Source organism: Paraburkholderia fynbosensis, assembly GCF_902859935.1.
Taxonomy (GTDB): domain Bacteria; phylum Pseudomonadota; class Gammaproteobacteria; order Burkholderiales; family Burkholderiaceae; genus Paraburkholderia; species Paraburkholderia fynbosensis.
This window is the reverse complement of sequence record NZ_CADIKI010000020.1, coordinates 104,525-122,627: the sequence shown is the minus strand read 5'-3', so window position 1 is coordinate 122,627 and position 18,103 is coordinate 104,525. Positions and strand designations below refer to the sequence as shown.

General features: G+C 60.5%; 14 protein-coding genes. 7 read left to right on the top strand and 7 right to left on the bottom strand.

The annotated features are described in order from the left end of the window. Positions 1 to 4: 4 nt before the first annotated feature. Positions 5 to 1,594: an ATP-binding protein gene (locus tag HV770_RS28420; protein ID WP_175164882.1), complete on the bottom strand. Its 1,590-nt coding sequence runs from the start codon at positions 1,592 to 1,594 to the stop codon at positions 5 to 7. A 134-nt stretch (positions 1,595 to 1,728) separates the two neighbouring features. Further along, positions 1,729 to 2,643: a helix-turn-helix domain-containing protein gene (locus HV770_RS28415; protein ID WP_175164881.1), complete on the bottom strand. Its 915-nt coding sequence runs from the start codon at positions 2,641 to 2,643 to the stop codon at positions 1,729 to 1,731. 330 nt (positions 2,644 to 2,973) lie between these two features. Here HV770_RS28415 and HV770_RS28410 point away from each other — a divergent pair, with 330 nt between their 5' ends. Together HV770_RS28410 and HV770_RS28405 are read left to right on the top strand one after the other, a co-directional pair. After that, positions 2,974 to 3,546 (top strand): NAD(P)H-dependent oxidoreductase, encoded by a 573-nt coding sequence (locus HV770_RS28410; RefSeq protein ID WP_175164880.1) that lies wholly within the window; start codon positions 2,974 to 2,976, stop codon positions 3,544 to 3,546. 174 nt (positions 3,547 to 3,720) lie between these two features. Beyond that, positions 3,721 to 4,707 carry a zinc-dependent alcohol dehydrogenase family protein gene (locus tag HV770_RS28405; RefSeq protein ID WP_175164879.1) on the top strand — a complete coding sequence of 329 codons (987 nt, stop codon included), beginning with the start codon at positions 3,721 to 3,723 and terminating at the stop codon, positions 4,705 to 4,707. 55 nt (positions 4,708 to 4,762) lie between these two features. Here HV770_RS28405 and HV770_RS28400 read toward each other — a convergent pair whose 3' ends face one another. Continuing rightward, the gene (locus HV770_RS28400) at positions 4,763 to 5,632 is read right to left on the bottom strand and encodes a LysR family transcriptional regulator (protein WP_175164878.1); all 870 of its coding nucleotides are present in this window, start codon (positions 5,630 to 5,632) and stop codon (positions 4,763 to 4,765) included. 366 nt (positions 5,633 to 5,998) lie between these two features. Beyond that, on the bottom strand, positions 5,999 to 6,994 hold the full coding sequence (locus HV770_RS28395) for a succinylglutamate desuccinylase/aspartoacylase family protein (RefSeq protein WP_175164877.1): 996 nt from the start codon (positions 6,992 to 6,994) through the stop codon (positions 5,999 to 6,001). Between the two features lie 342 nt (positions 6,995 to 7,336). On the opposite strand from HV770_RS28395, the gene HV770_RS28390 reads away from it, so the two are divergent. Genes HV770_RS28390 through HV770_RS28375 form a run of 4 tightly spaced genes read left to right on the top strand, consistent with a single transcriptional unit; the run spans position 7,337 to position 10,809 of the window. Next, entirely contained in the window at positions 7,337 to 8,128 is a 792-nt protein-coding gene (locus HV770_RS28390) for an ABC transporter substrate-binding protein (protein ID WP_175164876.1), read from the top strand. A 49-nt stretch (positions 8,129 to 8,177) separates the two neighbouring features. Beyond that, positions 8,178 to 8,894 (top strand): helix-turn-helix transcriptional regulator, encoded by a 717-nt coding sequence (locus HV770_RS28385; RefSeq protein ID WP_175164875.1) that lies wholly within the window; start codon positions 8,178 to 8,180, stop codon positions 8,892 to 8,894. After that, positions 8,891 to 9,862, top strand: a complete 972-nt coding sequence (locus HV770_RS28380) for a threonine/serine dehydratase (protein ID WP_175164874.1) — start codon at positions 8,891 to 8,893, stop codon at positions 9,860 to 9,862. The genes HV770_RS28385 and HV770_RS28380 overlap by 4 nt, the downstream gene beginning before the upstream one ends. Then, complete coding sequence (locus HV770_RS28375) at positions 9,859 to 10,809, top strand: ornithine cyclodeaminase family protein (RefSeq protein ID WP_175164873.1); 951 nt, start codon at positions 9,859 to 9,861, stop codon at positions 10,807 to 10,809. The genes HV770_RS28380 and HV770_RS28375 overlap by 4 nt, the downstream gene beginning before the upstream one ends. A gap of 687 nt (positions 10,810 to 11,496) precedes the next feature. Here the strand turns inward: HV770_RS28375 and HV770_RS28370 are convergent. Together HV770_RS28370 and HV770_RS28365 are read right to left on the bottom strand one after the other, a co-directional pair. Continuing rightward, the gene (locus HV770_RS28370) at positions 11,497 to 11,883 is read right to left on the bottom strand and encodes a hypothetical protein (RefSeq protein ID WP_175164872.1); all 387 of its coding nucleotides are present in this window, start codon (positions 11,881 to 11,883) and stop codon (positions 11,497 to 11,499) included. Positions 11,884 to 12,193: 310 nt separating this feature from the next. Next, positions 12,194 to 15,031, bottom strand: coding sequence for an AAA family ATPase (locus tag HV770_RS28365; protein ID WP_175164871.1), 2,838 nt, complete (start codon positions 15,029 to 15,031; stop codon positions 12,194 to 12,196). Between the two features lie 172 nt (positions 15,032 to 15,203). Between HV770_RS28365 and HV770_RS28360 the strand changes: the two genes are divergently transcribed. After that, positions 15,204 to 15,731: a conjugal transfer protein TraD gene (locus HV770_RS28360; protein WP_166679230.1), complete on the top strand. Its 528-nt coding sequence runs from the start codon at positions 15,204 to 15,206 to the stop codon at positions 15,729 to 15,731. A gap of 261 nt (positions 15,732 to 15,992) precedes the next feature. Here HV770_RS28360 and HV770_RS28355 read toward each other — a convergent pair whose 3' ends face one another. Then, a complete protein-coding gene (locus tag HV770_RS28355; RefSeq protein WP_246291237.1) occupies positions 15,993 to 17,975 on the bottom strand; it encodes a ParB/RepB/Spo0J family partition protein in 1,983 nt (660 codons plus the stop codon). Positions 17,976 to 18,103 lie beyond the last annotated feature (128 nt).

The following is an 18,103-nucleotide window of genomic DNA, read 5'->3' as shown; positions in this document are numbered from 1 at the left end:
CTGATCATCCGGCTGGTAGACCTTGAAGCGCAGCAACGCCCGCTCCCGTGCACCGTTGCATTGCGCAGCGAGTATCCTCCTGCGCCGGAACGGCGGCTCCCTGCTTCTGTCCATGCCTCGTCAGCCAGACTTCAAGTCTGGCTTTGGTGGAGTCCAGCTCGCTTGTTTCCACGAGCCGTGCCCGCGCGTAAGCGCGCGTCACATCAAGCAAACGGTAAGTGGGTTTTGTGCCCATATTCTCGGCAGTCACCAGTGACTTTTCAACCAGCGCCGCAACGATGAGATAGGCGTCGTCAGCCGCAATCGACGCATCGGCTAAGACGAAGGACGCGGCGTTGAGCGGAAAAGGGGCGTCGAAGATGCCAAGCCGGCGTAACGCGAGCTGTTCCTGGTGTGTGAGGGCGTCGTAGCTCCAGCCGAGCAACGCATCGAGCGTTCGATGGTGCTCAAGGCCATGACGTCTACCCAGCGACATCAACGTGAAACGGTCGTCGAGGAGCGCTAATGTGCCCGGAATACCGAAGACATCGACGCGACCTGCGGCAAATTCCAGCGCGAGCGGAATACCGTCAAGGCGTCGGCAGATGGTAGAAACCATCGGCGCGTCGTCGTCGGTCAGTGCGTAGTCGTGCATGTTCGAGGTCAGCCTTTCGACAAACAGCTCTACTGCGGGGTAACGGCTCGCGTTCCTAGCCGAGATTGGTTCCACGTGAATGGGTGGGGCAGTAAGCGGAGGGAGTCGACAGATGTGTTCTCCTTGGGCGCGTAGGGTTTCTCGGCTTGTGGCGAGTACCCGCGCTTTCGGACAGGTTTGCAGAATCGCTTCGGCGAGGAGCGCCGCACTGTGTACGACGTGGTCGCAACCGTCCAAAACAACAAGCACTTCCTGGCTGCAAATGGCGGCGATCGTTCCAGAAAGTTGGTCACCCGTGGTGGAAGGGAGACCAGCCGCCAGGTTGAGCGAAGTGGATACGTCTTCCGGTGTGCTTGCCGACGAAAGGTCGAGGTAGAGCGTTCCCCCACAATAGGTGTGCTCTGCAAATTCCGCGACCTCCAGAGCGACCGTCGATTTGCCGACCCCGCCATGCCCGGTGACTGTGACGAAGCGGCAAGTGTGAAGCCGTTCGCTTATATCGCGAATGGCGTCGTCGCGGCCGATCACCCGACTGAGGCGTCGTGGAATGCCGGTCCGTTGGTTAAAGCGAATGGGTTGCAATTCTGGGACGATTGCCACTGGACCGCAAAACCGATATCCGCGCCCTGGCACAGTGGCGATCAACTCGCCAGTTACGCCGATGTCCTGACTTACGGAATCGATGACGCGCCGCAGCGCGGCAATCTGCGCACGCAGATTGCTCTCCTCAACAACAGTGCTGGGCCAGCCGCGCTTCATCAACGTACGTTTGTCGACTAGTTCACCCGCGTACTCGAGCAGGACAATCAGGATTTCCAGCGCACGGCTACCGATAATCACTGGCCTGCCGTCGCAGGACAATACCCGACGCGACGGTGCAACGGTGAGAGACCCAAAGCGGAACATGGCTTGTGGCTCGGTGATCATGGGCTCGGACACGCGGGATTTGGACGAAATCATCGTACCTGCGGGGTTTTTCGGTCGCTTGAACATTCCTGCGGTAACTGGAACGTTCTTATCCCTCTTGTAGGTTTCGTAAATGTTCTACTGTGGTTGTCGAAAGTGATGACTTTTCGGTGAAAACAACCTTTTCGTCAGTGCATTGTCTTCAACTCGCGACCGTGGTGAGACCGGCGCCAGACGCTCGGCGTCACTCCATAATAGCGGGTGAACACACGAGTGAAATGGCTCTGGTCGGCAAAGCCGCACGCAAAGGCAATCTCAAGAAGCGTCATTGCGGAGCTCACCATCAGAGCTCGGGCTTTCTCAAGACGTTGCATAAGCAGCCAACGGTGCGGCGGTAATCCTGTGCTTTGCTTGAATGCTCGAGCAAAGTAGGTGGGCGTCAAACCGCACGCCTGCGCCATTTCCGATAACGAGACATTTCCGTCGAGCCTGTTCGCCATCATTTCTTTGGTCAGACGCAACTGCCAGGGTGCGAGGCCGCCGCGCACGAGCCGGTCGCTCATATGCATGCCGCCATACTTGCTGGCGAAATGCGCCGCCAAAGCCAGGGAAAGATGATCGAGGAAGAGTGGATTTGCCTGTTCGGGTGCCTCCAGCGCCGGCATCATCAATTGTGCAATCTGCATCCAGATTGGGTCCTCCAGCGTCACGCCGAGCGCGCAGTTCAGGTCGCGATCAAAGCTTGCGCCGTTCTGCTCCGCAAGGCTCGTCAGTCCCTGTCCCGGCAGGTAGAACTGAAGGCAGTGAAAGGGCGTCCGTAGATAGGCTTGGGTGTCGACCTTGAGATCGTAGACTGCAATCTGTCCGCGATGGATGGGTTTAACCTTCGCGGACTTTCCGTCAAGCCAGAGGTCGCCGGAATAGTCGCGCAACTGCAATCCGACGACGAACGCGTCTTCCGGTGCGATCGGCGTTGTCATGCCGTGATCGGGTGCATCGCAGCGCAACTCCGTGACTGCGATAGTCGCATGGCTGAGGCCACGGCTTATTAGCGTTCGCGGTTTTTGCACGCGAAAATGACTGCCAATCTGGTCGCCGTACACACCCATCTCCAACCTCCAATTCACACAGTCAATTGTCGCGCTCGAGGCGTTTGAGCACGGAAAGATAGTATCCAGTCTTCCCGCATCCTGCTTCGCACACAGCAGTCTGAGACAGATTTTACCAGTAGCGGATTATTTAGAAACCTCACCTGTCTCACGGGTGTTCCTATGCTCGGACTCCGAGCAAACTCTGGATGGACTTCCCACATGGACGTCACGAGAATTCACATCGTTTGACTGGCAAGCTTCGGGGCAGACCATCTACTCTTTCAGTGTGACAGCGCTTTAGCCGGCGGGAACGCTGTTTAAAATTTTTTGAGGAATTGGCGAATGCGCACATTAGTGGTTCTGGCTCATCCGAACATTGAAAGCTCGCAGGTGAACGCGGTGTGGGCCTCAGAGCTTCACAAGCGGCCGGAAACAATCACCTTGCAGAACATCTATCAGGCTTATCCAGACTGGAATATCGATGTAGCGCGCGAACAAATGTTATTGGCAGGACACGACAGAATCATCTTGCAGTTTCCTGTCTACTGGTACAGCGTTCCGCCGTTACTGAAAAAATGGATTGACGATGTATTTCTGTATGGCTGGGCTTACGGTCCGGGCGGTAACAGATTAGCACGGAAAGAAATCGGATTTGCTGTGTCGACCGGTAGTCCCGCTGACGCCTATCAGAAGAATGGCCGCCTTGGCCATACGTTGGATGAATTACTCCGGCCGCTCGAGCAAACGATTCGGTTCATAAAGGCGCGACCGTTACCAACGTTTGTGATGCACGGTGCCAATCACACCATTCCCGAAGATGTGCTTTACAGGAATGCATTGGACTACGTGGACCATCTGCATAAGCGGCACGACTACGCCAACGTCGGAAGCAGGAGCATTGCCTCGGGAGATTGACGCGTCAACTTGTCCTGATTGGCCAGAGCGGCAAGGGCAGCGCTCAGTACGTTGGCGCCATTCACTAATGCATGGTTGCTATGCTATTTTGTAAATGGTCAATCTCAACTGCATAGCTCATCATTCGCTTCATCTGCTTTTTCCCTTTAACGGTATTTGCAAGGAGCGTTCACCATGACTATGCAGGCCCTCGTTCTCTCCCAGTACAACGGACCGCTCGAACTCACCGCCCTGGCGCGCCCCGAGCCATTGTCCGGCCAGGTGCTGGTGCGCATCGCGGCAGCCGGTCTGAATCCGCTCGACACAAAAATCCGCGCAGGCGGCGCCGCCCACGCAAAACATCCGCTGCCGCTGGTGCTCGGCATCGACATGGCCGGTGTGGTTGAGGCGGTGGGCGCTGGCGTGACCCGCTTCAAAGCTGGCGACGGGGTCTACGGCATGACGGGCGGCGTTGGCGGCATCCAGGGTTCGCTCGCGCAATATGCCGCGGTCGACGCAGATCTGCTTGCACTGAAGCCCTCCAATCTGTCGATGCGCGAAGCCGCCGCGCTGCCGTTGGCATTCATCACCGCCTACATGGGGATCGTAGATCGCGCGAAGCTTCAGGCCGGTCAGACCGTGCTTGTCCAGGGCGGTGCGGGTGGGGTGGGTCACGTGTCGGTGCAACTGGCGCGGGCGCTCGGGGCGCGGGTGTTCGCCACGGCGAGTTCGCGCGATCACGACGAGCTCACGCGCCTCGGCGCCACGCCGATCGATTACGCCGCGCAGAACGTCGAGCAATACGTCGCCCAGCATACGGGCGGCGCGGGTTTCGATCTTGTCGCCGACACGGTCGGCGGAGCGACGCTCGATGCATCGTTCGCGGCGGTCAAGCATTTTGGCCATGTCGTCAGCGCGCTCGGCTGGGGCACCCATGCACTTGCACCGCTGTCGTTTCGCGAGGCGACCTACTCCGGAGTGTTCACCCTGCATGCGCTGCTGACCGGCGAGAATCGGGCGCATCACGGCGAGATGCTTGGCGAGGCGACGCGCCTTGCCGAAGCGGGTCAATTGACGCCGCGGCTCGATTCGCGCCGCTTCGATCTTCGCTCGGCGGAACAAGGGTACGACGCAATCACCGATCGCAGCGCGCGGGGCAAGATCGTCGTCGATATCGAGTGACGCTGGCCGCGCGGGTCGGCAATCGTAAGTGATTTCAGCGGCGGCCAGATGTCAATTACGCGTTGGCGAGTTTGTCGACGACAACGTCGATCAACGCCCGCAACCGCCCCAGCCGACGAAGGTCGCGATGGTAGCCGAGCCAGACCTCGCGGCCCGGCGGCGTTTCGCCGAGGTCGATGCGCCGCAGGCCTGGCGTGTTGTCGCCAAGCGCGCAAGGCAGGACCGCGAAGCCGCCGTTCTCGGCGCACATGCGCGCCTGGACGCCACGATTGTTGCTGGCGTACGCGACCCGCGCATTTGGCAGCATGCGGCGGATCCACGTCACATCGGGCAAGGCCTCAAAGGCGCTGTCCATCGTGATGAGCGACTGCCCTGCGCCATCGCCGGCCTGCGGCGCAACCAGGTCGACGTGCCCGTACAGCGCGTAGTTCAGATCCATGATCTTTCGCTGGATGACATCGGGTTCGTCGAACGGCGTGATGCGAAACACGAGATCCGCTTCACGGCGTGAAAGACTGTAGCGTCGCGAATCGGTGACCAACTCGATCGAGAGCTGCGGATGCCGCGAGAGAAACGCGGCGAACACGGGGGTGAGCACATGAATGCCGAACCAGTCCGAGGACGACACGCGCAGCGACCCCGTCAAGTGCTGCGTGGTCCCTGCGAGCGAACGTGTGAACGCGAGCGCTTCTTCTTCCATTCGCTCCGCGAAACTCAACACCGCAGTGCCTTCGTCGGTCAGTACGAAGCCGTCGGCGGTGCGCTGGAACAGCGCCTGGCCGACCGCGCTTTCGAGCGCACGAAGCCGGCGCCCCATGGTGGGCTGGGTCTGCCCCAGTTGGCGCGCGGCGGCGCCGAGTGTGCCGCAACGGGCGATCGCGAGAAACACGCGGACATCGCCCCAATCCATTGTCATTTCGTTCATAGGAATGTTTGCTCGTGCGACAGGCGACTTATCGTACCGAAAATCCAAGTTTGGCGTCAGGCGATGATCTGATGGCCTCGGCACGCGATGCCGATATTGCTGATGCGCTCGCGGGCATTGCCTGATTGGGTTGTATCGGATCGCGTACAGCGACGACTTGCCTTATTAAAAGGGTTGAGCTTTTTCTGATGCAGGTTTTTGCCTCGACGCAGAACCGCAGGCGCAAGCGGACCGGACGCACCTTTACCCGCTGCCAGCTGACTGAAAAGGCCGAGCAACCGCCTGAAGGCGATGCTGCTTATGCGGACGTTGACCGGCGCAAAGATCGGAACGCCACATAAAAAAACGACGCGCCAGGCAAGACGGTTAGCCCTCGTAGTCGACCGCGATTACGGCGACCGCGTCGTCGCGATGGACCAATGCCTGTCCATTGACGCACAACAGCAGGCCACTCCGCGGGGCGTACAGCGGAACGGGCGCACGGTCTACTCGGTCGATGTAGTGATAAAAGCCGACGACAGCACCCTCCCGAACGGCTTCTCCGAGCTCCAGTACGGGCTCGAACAGTGCGGTGTCATCTGCATGCAGATAGTATTCCGGCCCTGGCACGCAGACCACCCTTGAGGGCGCTACGGTTGTAGGCGACGATTGCGCGCCACTCATATGCCCTAGATGCTGTAGAAGCTGCCGCAGGCCTTCAGATGTGAGGTGGACAGTATCCCGTGTCACCAGGGCACTTCCACCAAGCTCACTTGCTAACATTAACTTTCCCGCGCGCTCCACGACATCGTCCAGCATGACGTCCGCATGGTCTTCCCGAAGGATGACGGTCAGTGGCGCCCGAAAACTCCTGGCCGCGGCGAGGAAGGCCGCCGTGCGCGCCGGGTCTGCCTGTCCGTGAACGAAGGTGCAGGGATGAAACCGGAGGGTGCGTCCACCCGAATGCAGGTCGACCACGCTGTCGACACGCGGCACCAGTTCATGGCTAACGAAGTGAGCCATGCGCTGCGTGACAGACCCTCGCGCGTCACCGGGAAACTCACGATTGAGATTGCCTCCGTCGATTGGGGACAGGCGCGCCCCCGCAAGTGCCGCAGGCAGATTCAGCGACGGGATGACGAGAATCGAACCGATCAGTGTGTGCGGGTCGAGGGTGTGCGCAAGCTTTGACAATGCCACCTGACTTTCGTACTCGTCGCCGTGGCTACCGCCAATCAGAAGCGTTCTGGGTCCATCGCCACGTCTGAAATAAAAAACCGGTATTCGCAAGTTTTGCCACGCGCTCGTGTTGGTCGAGCTTGGCAGTTCGAGGTAGGCGGCTTGACGACCGTCGCGTTCCCAGTTGATGTTAAGGCGCCCCATAGAACCTCCATCACGGTTTGGGTGGTTGGCCTGCGCGCGGCGCGCTGCCTATGCTTCAAAAAATAGACAAAAAGTCCAGATCGACGGCACGCCCGACAGCGAGGGGCACGGACGCATTCGCTGACGATCCCCTGCAAATCCCGCGGCGAGTCGAATACGCTCTGATCAAAGGTGTTTGACTTTCTGTACAAGAAAGTCTAGTCTATACCGAGTGGTACAGATTTGACAACACCTGCCGGCCGCGCGATGAGCCGCCCTTCACGTCGCGCCGACTATCCCGAGATGCTGCCGAAACCGATACAAAGATATTTGGGGTCTTCCCCAGAAAGAGTGAGGTTGATCATGAAGCAGCAGGCATTACGTGCGATAGCCGCTTTTGCATTGTTGGCGAGCGCGTTTCCGATTCCGGCGCAGGTAAAGAGTCTGGCGACTATCCGGTTCGGCGTCGAAGCCGCTTATCCCCCGTTTGAATCCAAAACGGCGAGTGGGCAGCTCCAAGGTTTTGATATCGACCTTGGCAATGCGCTTTGCGCACAGCTAAAGGCGAAATGTGTGTGGGTCGAAAATTCGTTCGACGGTCTCATCCCGGCGCTGAAAGCGCGGAAGTTCGACGCGATCGATTCCGCGATGAACATCAATGCAAAGCGCGCCGAGCAGGTGGACTTCACAGTCCCGCTCTATCTGACGCCCGCCCAACTGGTGGCGAAGAAAGGAAGCGCGTTGCTGCCGAGTGCGGAATCGTTGACCGGCCACAAGGTCGGGGTGCTGCAAGGCTCAATCCAGGAGCAGTACGCCATTCAGATGTGGGCGCCGAAAAATGTGGACGTGCAGTCTTACCAGACGCAGGACCATGCGTACGACGACCTGGTGGCGGGCCGTATCGATGCCACCTTCGTCGATGCGACGGCCGCCAGTCTGGGCTTCCTGAACCAGGCGAACGGCAAGGGCTTCGCGTTTGCCGGGCCCTCGGTCAATGATGCGAAAATCATCGGAACCGGTGTTGGTATCGGTGTGCGCAAGGGCGATCACCAACTGCTTGACGCGCTCAACGGCGCTTTCGCGGAACTGAAGCGCAACGGCACCTACCAACAGCTTCTCAAGAAGTATTTTACCGTGGACCTCACCGCACACTAGGCCGCACATGCGGCGTGCTGCGTGCATTTCGCACCGTGCAGGCAAACACATGACCAGAGCAAACACTTCCGCCAACGACTCCCCCCATGCCTCGAAGCAGGTGAAGCCTGCCGCGAAAACTGGAGCCGGTCGGGCCCGCCGCCGGCAGGCATCGCTGGGACCATTGGCACCGTACTGCGCGGTGGCTGACGGCATCGCGATGCTGTTTCCGCCGTACACGGAAGTCGTTCTACATGACCTCGCAACGCAGACTGTCGTGTACGTAGCGAACAACCAGTCCAAGCGCGAACTGGGAGACGACTCGGCGCTCGACGACATTGAGTTTGATGAACGGGAGACGGTCATTGGTCCCTACGAGAAGCTCGGCTGGGACGGCCGCAGGGTCCGTTCGACCAGCGTTGTGGTCCGCACCGAATCGGGCGAGCCGATCGGTGTGATGTGTATCAACTTCCATCTCTCGGCGCTCGAACAGGCCAGGCAGGCGCTTGAGTTGCTGGTCTCGAGCGCGGTGCTTCAGCCGCAGCCGGAGAAGCTTTTTCACGACGACTGGCAGGACCGGGTGAACGTGTTTCTCAATCACTGGTTGCAGGAACGCAAGCTCACACTGTCCATGCTCACGCGCGAGCATAAGCGTGTGCTCGTCGAGGCGCTCTACGAAGAGGGTGCCTTCAAAGGAAAAAGCGCGGCGAATTACGTGGCGAAGGTGCTGTCGATGGGGCGCGCCACGGTTTTCAACCATCTGAAAGATTTGAGAGGTAACGGGTGACACACGATTTATTCCAGCGGATCGACGACGCGCATCGCGCCATTCGCCAACAGGTTGCGATTACGCCGCTTTCATACAGTCCGATGCTGTCGAAGCTGACCGGCTGTGAGGTGTATCTGAAGTGCGAGCATCTGCAACTGACAGGGTCGTTCAAGTTTCGCGGCGCGACGAACAAGCTGCGTCTGCTCGCCGAGGCGTCCCGGCGCAATGGCGTGTTGACGGTGTCGAGCGGCAACCATGGTCAGGGTGTGGCGCTCGCGGGCAAACTCGCGGGCGTTCCCGTCACGGTCTACGCTACCAGCTCCGCATCGGCGATCAAGCTCGACGCCATCCGGGCGCTTGGCGCCGAGGTCGTCACAATTGACGACACCTCCCTTGCGGTCGAGCTTGAAGCAGGCCGGCAGGCGAAGCTCAAGGGCATGACGTTCGTGTCGCCCTATAACGATATCGACGTCATCGCGGGGCAAGGCACGATCGGTATCGAGATGCACGAACAGGCGCGTGCGGCCGGCGTCGAACTGGCCGCCGTGTTCGCGTCGGTCGGCGGCGGCGGTCTGATTTCGGGCGTAGGGACGGCAATCCGGCACTTGAGCCCGCAGACGGCGGTGGTCGGTTGCTGGCCGGCCAACTCGACGGCGCTGTATAGCTCGCTGAAAGCGGGAGAAATCATCGAGGTCGAAGAGCACGACACGATTTCCGACGGCACGGCGGGTGGCATCGAACCCGATTCGATTACGTTCGGTATCGGCCAGCAGGTCATTTCCGATACCGACCTCGTGACCGAAGAGGAAATCAAGGCCGCGATGAAACTGCTCGCGCAGACCGAGCGCTTCATGGTGGAAGGCGCCGCGGGCGTAGCGCTGGCGTCGCTGCTCAGGCTCGCGCCACGCTATCAAGGGCGCGCGGTAGCGGTCGTGTTGTGCGGCCGGAACATCATGCTGAACAAATTCATCGAGGCCGTGAAGTGAAAATCTGGACGAAAGACGAAATCGTGGCGCGCTTCGACATGGAACGGGCGGTACGCATGGTCGAGCAGGGCCTTATCGCCTATTCCCGCAAAACGGCCCAGGTGCCGCCGATTCAGAACTTCCGGTTCGAGTCGAGCAACGGCGAATGCTGCATCAAGTCAGCGTACGTCGACGGGGCCGCTACGTTCGCGGTGAAGGTATCGTCCGGCTTTTACAACAACCCCGCAGCGGGATTACCCAGCAACGACGGGCTGGTCATGCTCTTCTCGGCAAAGACCGGTGCGCCTGTCGCATTGCTGCAGGACGAAGGCTGGCTGACCTGCGTGCGCACCGCAATCGCAGGCCAATTAGTTGCACGCGCGCTAGCTCCGCACGAGGTTCACGGGATCGGCATCATCGGCACGGGTGTGCAGGCGCGGCTACAGTTGGAATATCTGCGCACGGTAACATCGTGCCGCGACGTGCATGTCTGGGAACCGAATGCCGAGCGGCGGCTGCGTTTTGCAGACGACATGTCGGTGTTCGGGTTCTCGGTTCATGCTTACGAGTCCGCAGAAGGCGTTGCAATCAATTCAAATCTGATTGTGACCGCTACGCCATCGCGCGAGGCGTTGCTGAAATCCCAATGGGTTCAGGACGGCACCCATATCACTGCTGTTGGTGCGGATGGTCCTGGCAAACAGGAATTGGACGCCTGGATCGTCGGGCGCGCAGACGTCATTGTGGTCGATTCGATCGCGCAATGTAGCAAGTACGGTGAGGTCTCTCACGCGTTATCCGCTGGACTGATTCAGGAGGAGCGGTTGATCGAGCTCGGAACCTTGCTTGCGAGCGGAAAACGCGGACGTGACGATTCTCAAGGCGAGCAGATTACCGTCGCGGACCTGACGGGGGTAGCCGTTCAGGACGCGCAAATTGCAGACAGCGTTGTGGGCAACGCTGTGTGAGACGTTGCTGTCGATTGTTCATACCCGGCAATGCCAGAGTCGAAGCAGTTTTTGACGTTCGCGACAACCGCGCTATCGCACAATGACAGGGCCGATACGGTTCCAGGATGACGTTCGTCGGTCAGCGCATCAACAGCACAGGCAAGGCGCGAGGGCCATACCGGCCGGCTATTGCAAAGTGGGAATCGGCTCGGAGCGGTGCTGCGCGGCGCGTGCCACGTCAGGCTTGTCAGTATGGATGTTGACGCAACCAGTCTGCGATGCACGACTCGACGGCGTCCCTGTTGCCTCACAGATCGAGCGACAAGAGCATGTCTGTGAGCAGTCCATCCACTTGGATGCTCGTCACCGCGCCTTGACCGAACTACTTGGCGAGACCCGCATGCGGCACCCCAAGTGGCCTCGACGCATACTGGACGGCCACGGGAAAAAGATTGCCCGTGGAAACTCGGCTCAGATGTTTTTGTAGAAGCGGATTTAACATAAAAGGAATTATCAACATTTATAAGGAGTCCTATATATTTCAGTGATGCTCGAATGTTCAGCGACGTTAGCGCTCAACCTTGTGCACATCTGAATGTGGTGAGCGCGGCTTCGCGCTGCTGGAGATCACCGCTCACACCCAGGGATGTCGTAGCCTGAACACATACACCCACGATCTGGTGCAGCGGCGCGAGAGTTACAGAGTTACGCCTCCACGACGATAGGCGAGCTTTCCGTTCCCGCGAGAAAATCCCTGAGTTGCTCTTCGGCGTGACGTACCGCATGCAGTGGTGCGCGGGCAAGTTGCGCGTCATAGAGGGCTATCAGTTCTTCAAAGTCACCGATGACGTCCGGCGTCAGACGCCATTCGCCGGTCTCATGCGCATGCGCCAGCGTCACCTCCACAGCGCACTCGGCGACCTTGAAGTGCTCGGCTGGATGCCTTCCGTAGCCCGCGCGTTGCAAAAAATAAGCAAGATAGACGGCGCGCATCAGTTCGTTGATCAGGTGACTATTGGCCTGGCACTCACGACATGCGACCAGCGCCAGATGCAGCCTCAGGGACTGTTCGCTAGCGGACGCACGATCCATCGGTAGTAACAGCGCCTTTGTCAGCGGCCGGCGTGGCTGGTTGGCCCGGGACCGGTTTCGTTTGACGGACATCTATTTGGAATGGAGGTGTGAAAAGGTAGTCCGATTATAGCGGAGCTGTTTGGCGGATCACTTTCGGCGGGCACGCCACCGGCTTATGCGTCCAGATATTGGCAAGGGCGTGTATCCGCAAAAAGTTGTGAAAAGCCGTGCCCCTGAATGCCAACCGGTCCGCAGCAGTTCAATTAATTCGGATTTCCCGCAAATCATCCCGCGCTTCAGCTTCACTTCGTAATTCCAATAACCGAAGTCATTCACCGATTTCCGGACCGCCTCGACCGCGCGATTCTGACCTTTCACGCAATGAACTGCTTGGCTCGACCATCTGACCCGCCGCCTCGCGGAGCTGCGCTTTGAACTCATTGCGCCGGTCCTGCCGCTCCTCGGGTGTCATGTCGGCAAAACGTCGGGATGCTCCGCTTCCGGGCGTCGGTTGCGAGAGCCCGGCGGCCTCATCATTGATTCCTGAGCGCTGTGCCCGCGCAGCTCTCACCTCGTTGACGAGCGCCGCTGCCCGCGCGGCGCCGCTGAGCTCAACGAGTGCGTGCCACGCGCGATCATCCCGTTCCACCACATGGCGAATCTCGCGACGCATCGCGGAATCGGCCCTGTCCAGTTCCGCGCCCGCCCGCTTCAGCGCCGCGCGATCTTTCGCCGGTACCGGCCTTCCCGCCCGGGTTGCGGCCGCCGCCGCAGAGAGGGCGTCGGCATACTGCCTGACGGTCCGATTGAGGGTCTTTTCCGGGCGTTGTGGCCGCGGTGCGTTCGAGTACTCGACGCGTCGCTGGTTCAGCGTGTGCCGGTAGCCCAGCTCCGGCTGGCGGTCACGCTCCGGTCGCAGCTCATGCTGTGCGCTGAACGATTTTTCGTCGGCGCGCGCAAGACTGCGCATCAGCGCCTCGCCATCCGCGAACTCGTCCCGACCAGCCGCCACAACGAGTTTTTCCTTGTGCCGCGTCATCGCCACATAGGCCAGCTCCGCGTGCATGCCCTTCGTGGCCAGCACGTACGCGCGGTCGACCGTTACCCCCTGGCTCTTGTGGATCGTCAGCGCGTAGCCGTGATCGAAATGGCCATACTGCGCGGTATTGACCGCGAGTTGCCGGCCGTCATCAAGCCGCACCTGCAGGGCCGCGCCGGAAGCATTTGTGCCCGCCGCGGCGTCGATCCGTTCGACGGTCCCCAATGTTCCGTTTTTCACCTGCATCACGTAGTCGTTCCGCAGGAACATGATCCGTTCACCAGCGGCGATCGCAATATGCCGGTCTCCCGTCCCCACGATCGGCACGGTCTGTTCATCACCGAGCTCGCCGGCGATCCGCCGCAATTCGCGCACGCGTGCATTCAGCGCGCACCGCTCGTCGTTGGTGTGTGTCAACAGTAGCTGGGACAGGCCGGGGACTTTCAGGCGATCGTCCTGCCATTGAGCAATCAGCTGCTCGCGCGCGTCGGCGACGGTCGGATACAGCTGCACGCCACCGTGCTCCGCATACGCGGACACCGCCGATTGGACGTCGTGCCGGGCCAGCGCCGAGGTTGCCTCGCGCTGCCAGGCCTCCTTCTGTCGCATGATCCCTGTCAGACTTTCGAGCTGGCCGGCGGCCGCCGCTTCGCGCGACACCGCGCGAAAAGCATCGCCTGCGTCGACCGCATGCAGCTGCCACGCGTCACCGACCAGGCGCACACGCGCGCCGGCCGCCTGCGCGTGGCCCAGCAGTTTTTCCATCTGCCGTGAGCCGACCATGCCGGCTTCGTCGACCACCAGCACCGTTTTCGGATCGAGCGTGACCGTACCGCGTTCGATACCCGACAGCAGGCTGTGCAGCGTCCAGCTGGCGATGCCGGTGTCGCGCTGCATGTCGTCCGCCGTCTTGCCCTGCAGCGCCGCACCCATTACGCGCAGCCCATCCACCTCGAGCGCTTCGCGCGCCGCAGCAAGCACGTAGCTCTTGCCGGTCCCGGCCGCACCATTCACCACCACGAGCTGGGCACGCCCGGCGAGCGCCACGAAAGCGGCCTCCTGTCCTGGATTGAACTTCCGGACTGCGCGTACCGTTTCGCGCACCGCAACGTCGCCCGCTATCCCGTCAGTGGTACGACTCATCCTGCGTGCGCATTCGACCAGGCGCAACTCAATCGCGCGCAACTCTGTTGACGTGAACCATTCGCCCTGACGACCGGAATCGGTGAGTGCGAGCAGTTCCTTCGAATTCATCAGCCGGGCGTAAACCTGCCGGAACTGTTCCGCCCCGTCGGTGTTACGGAACACGAACTGCTCGACGTCGCGCCGTGAGAAGGTGGATTGATGGATCGTCAGCGCGGCGACGCCTATCGCCGGATTGATCAGCAGTCGCTGACCGTTGCGGAAAGCGCGCTGGCGATTCTCTTCCAGCACACTGGCCATCACGCCACGCTCGCCCGCATAGCGCGCCACGCCCACCTTGACGGACGGTTCCAGCTCAATCCCCAGCGTCCGGTAACTGCGGTGGTCAATGCGAGCCTCGATGCCCGCCTGTGCCATAAAGTGATTGGCGGTGACCGCCCACTCTTCGCGCACGTCGCGAACAAACTGCCGGCTGCTCAGATAGCGATCCTTGCCGGCACCGCCCTTTTCCGGGTCCGCCGCGTTCCAGCGCCGGAAATAGTGCTCCGGATCGCGTGCGATGCCGTCGTTCACCCGCTCCGTGAACATGATGTGCGCGTGCGGCTGTTCCAGCCCATCGCTGGCGGCCGGGTTGTGGATCGCCCAAGTGTATGCGTGCCGCTCGCCGAGCGTGTGTTCAACGAATTCACGCACCAGCGCGACGCGCTGTTCGTCGTCCAGTTCGCGCGGAATCGATACCTCGATTTCGGTGTACGGCCGGCCATTTACCCGTTCATGGGTGTCCGCGGCCTGCCAGAAGAGGCTCGCGTCATGCGCGGCCCATGCCGGCATGTTGCCGCTCTCGGTCATCTTCAGGTCGCCACGCTCCTCGAACTTCCCGCCGCGGGAAATGTAGGCGTAGTGATCCTCCCGCGCAATGTACTTCGCGTGCTCGCCTGCGGCGGATTTCCTGCCTGCTTTGACGCTCAGATGGTACGTTGGCATGGGCGGTGTGCTTTCGTCTTACCATAAGCTGTTTCCATGCTAGCATGGAAACGCGGAAGCGCGCTTTGACCCGCCCTGCTCACCAGGTCCTGCGGCGTCCCCTTCCCTGCTGGCCGCTTTTGCATTTTTCATGATCCGGAATGGTGTCACAGGCAGGGCCGATGCCCGGCCTGTGCTGCCGCTCGATGCAACGTCAATCTGCTTCAGGAGAAAGATGATGGCAAAGAACGAATGGCTCACGGAACACATTCAGTACATCCAGGGTTTGAAGTCCCCTACGGCCACGCAGACCCTGCTGGTCGAACTCGCGACGATCCCGGCTCCCACCGCGCAGGAGTCCCGCCAGCTGGACAAGCTGGTCCGGCTTGAAAAGATCAACCAGAAGGCAGACTCGATGAAAGCGGAAGCCGCCCGCATGTTGAGTGAGCGACGCGAAAACCAGCGCAGGGCCCACACGCGCGAACTGATCGAACTCGGCGGCATCGTCCCGATGGTCGATTTTCCGGTGGATCGCGGCACGCTGACCGGCGCGTTGCTGTGGGCGCTCGATCAGTTCAGGACGGACGGTGACTTGCAGCGCACGCTGAAGAAGCGGGGCGACGCATTCATCGCCGAGCGGGAAAATGACAAGAAGCCGGAGACACAAGCCAGCGCCGGGGTAGCGGCTGAAGCGGCTACGGCGGAGAAGGCGCCCGCGTAAGGTCGTATCGAACCGGATCGCCCCTATGCTTTGCTCCGGGTCGGCGTTGTCAACGATCTGCGGCGCGGCGAGGTATCTCCCGACTCGCGCACCTGGACCGGAATGCGACGGCCCGCGCAACGGACGGGAGCAGATTGGACGCGTGAAGGCGGGTTGGCCGGACGGTAGGGTTTCAGGCCTGCACTACGAAAAAGCGGGCCGCGCGACTGGCGGCCCGGCAGGCGTCGCCCGGACCCACCCGGCCCCGGGCTTTGTGCGACGTTAGTGTGTCCTTTTGCGCTTCGTTTCGCCCATTGCACGGTTCCTCAGCACTTCCGGCAACCAGCCACTTTCTGCCATCCGGAGCTCGGCAGCCGCAGCGGCATCGCCCTTCTTCATGCCTTGCAGTTCTGCCGCTGATTCCAGGGAAACGGCTTCGCTCACCACGTCGATGATCCGTGCTTTGGAGACGTGATTCAGGTAGCTCTGCTGCGTTGGCTTCCAGTAGAACGCCATATCAATCTGCATCACGTCGGCGAGCGCGCTGATCGGGTGGGCACTATCAGTCGCGCTGATACCGTCGAGCGTCGCGGCCACGCAAAATGCGAACAGGCTCGCCATGACGTCGGTTTCCTGATTGAGCAGCCAGGGCAACAGGTCGTCCACTTTTTTCGGCAGCAGTTTCACCCATTTCGCGCGGTCGGCTTCGATCTGTTCAAAGGCCACACTCGATTCCATGTCGTCGGCCTCGCGCACCAGCGAATCGCGCGATGCGTGCGCGTCGATCTTCACGGCGCTCCCGGCATAAGCGAAGTGATAACGCTCGTCGAACACGGTGGGAATTACCCGGTTCATTAGCGCGGCCAGTGCTACGACAGGGCGGCGGGAAAGTTCAGCCTGCACCGCAGCGGTCCGGTGCGCCGTCAGACGGCGGCACAGCTTTTCGCTGTGCACTGGCTTTTCTTTGGCCTGCGGTACGGTGGCCGTCATGTCTCCCTCGCCATCGTTCGCGCCCTCCTTCGGATACACACGTGCCACATCCTCGCGCTTGACCAGTCCGCGCTCGATGTTGAGCTCCCCCTCCTGGTCTATCGTGATGAACACCCCGCCAAGTTTCATGTCGTCGTCCGCCCAGGTCTCAAGCCGCTCCCCGAACGCGTCGACCTGGTCGCTCAGCGCATACGCTTGCTGTTCCAGTTGCTCGCGTCGTTCGTCATCCTCGACCACTTCCCCATCCTCGCAACCGTTCAGCTTTGCGTCGGCCTCGTCGCGTTTCACGATGAGCGCATCAAGCTCGGCCTGCTCGTCAGCCGTCAGTTCGCGCGAAAATGAGGGCAAGCGGCCATACGCCATGACTTCGCCATAGTCGCGCTTCGTTCGCGTTTCGACCCAACCCCATCCTTCCGCTGCGACTTCCTGCGACGCGGCGACCAGCCGTTCGGCGGCCAGCCGGTGCAGCAGGTCCGGGTCGGCAATATACCCGGCATTCTCCGCATCACTGAAAAGGTCCCGCCTTATGTAACCGCCTGCGGCCGCATAAGCGTCCAGCCCGACAAATCGGGCGAGGTGGCTGCGGCTCGCGTCAATCTCGGTGCCGGTGATCGCAGCACGCAATTCCCGCGGTTCGCGTTGCCATGCCTCGCTCGCCTCCAACCACACGCGCTCCTGCAAATCGTGATCGTCGGCCAGCGCCAGCGCTGTCACCTGCTCGATATTCATTTCGTCGTTGCGGAACAGGTCAAGCAGCTTTGGTGAGACGTTCGCCAGTTTCAGACGCCGACGTACCATCAGATGTGAAATCCTGAAAAGCGCGGCGATGTATTCGACGCTCCGGCCTTCCTCAGCCAGCATCCGGAACGCCTCGCACTGGTCCGCCGGATGCATCGTTTCATGCTGGTTTTCCAGCAGTGACGCGGCAACGGCTTCGGCCTCGCTGACTACCTTCACCGGCACCGGATGGTCTGATGCAATCTTGCCCTGCGCGAATAGCAGGTCGAGCGCAGCCAGACGACGCTGACCGGCGCATACGCCAAGTTTCGGTTTCTTCGCGCGCGAGCCCTTTATGGCGTGCACGACCAGGTTCTGCATCAGGCCTTTGGCTTCAATCGTGATCGCCAGTTCTTCAATTCCAGTCGGGGCTTTCCTGCGGACGTTTGACGGCGACCTGCAAAGCAGCCCGTAAGGCACATATTCGATTCTCGTTTCATTGCCGAAATTCGTTTCGAGTCCAGTTTCGGTAATTCTGTTTTCAACAGACACAGTCACGGTTTATCTCCGGTTTCGGACCACAACGGAATGTTGGGCCACGCGTATATATTAGGTCTAAAAGACCGGTATACCAAGAATAACTCAATCAATAATATCAATTACCCATAAATATCAGTTAACAATAT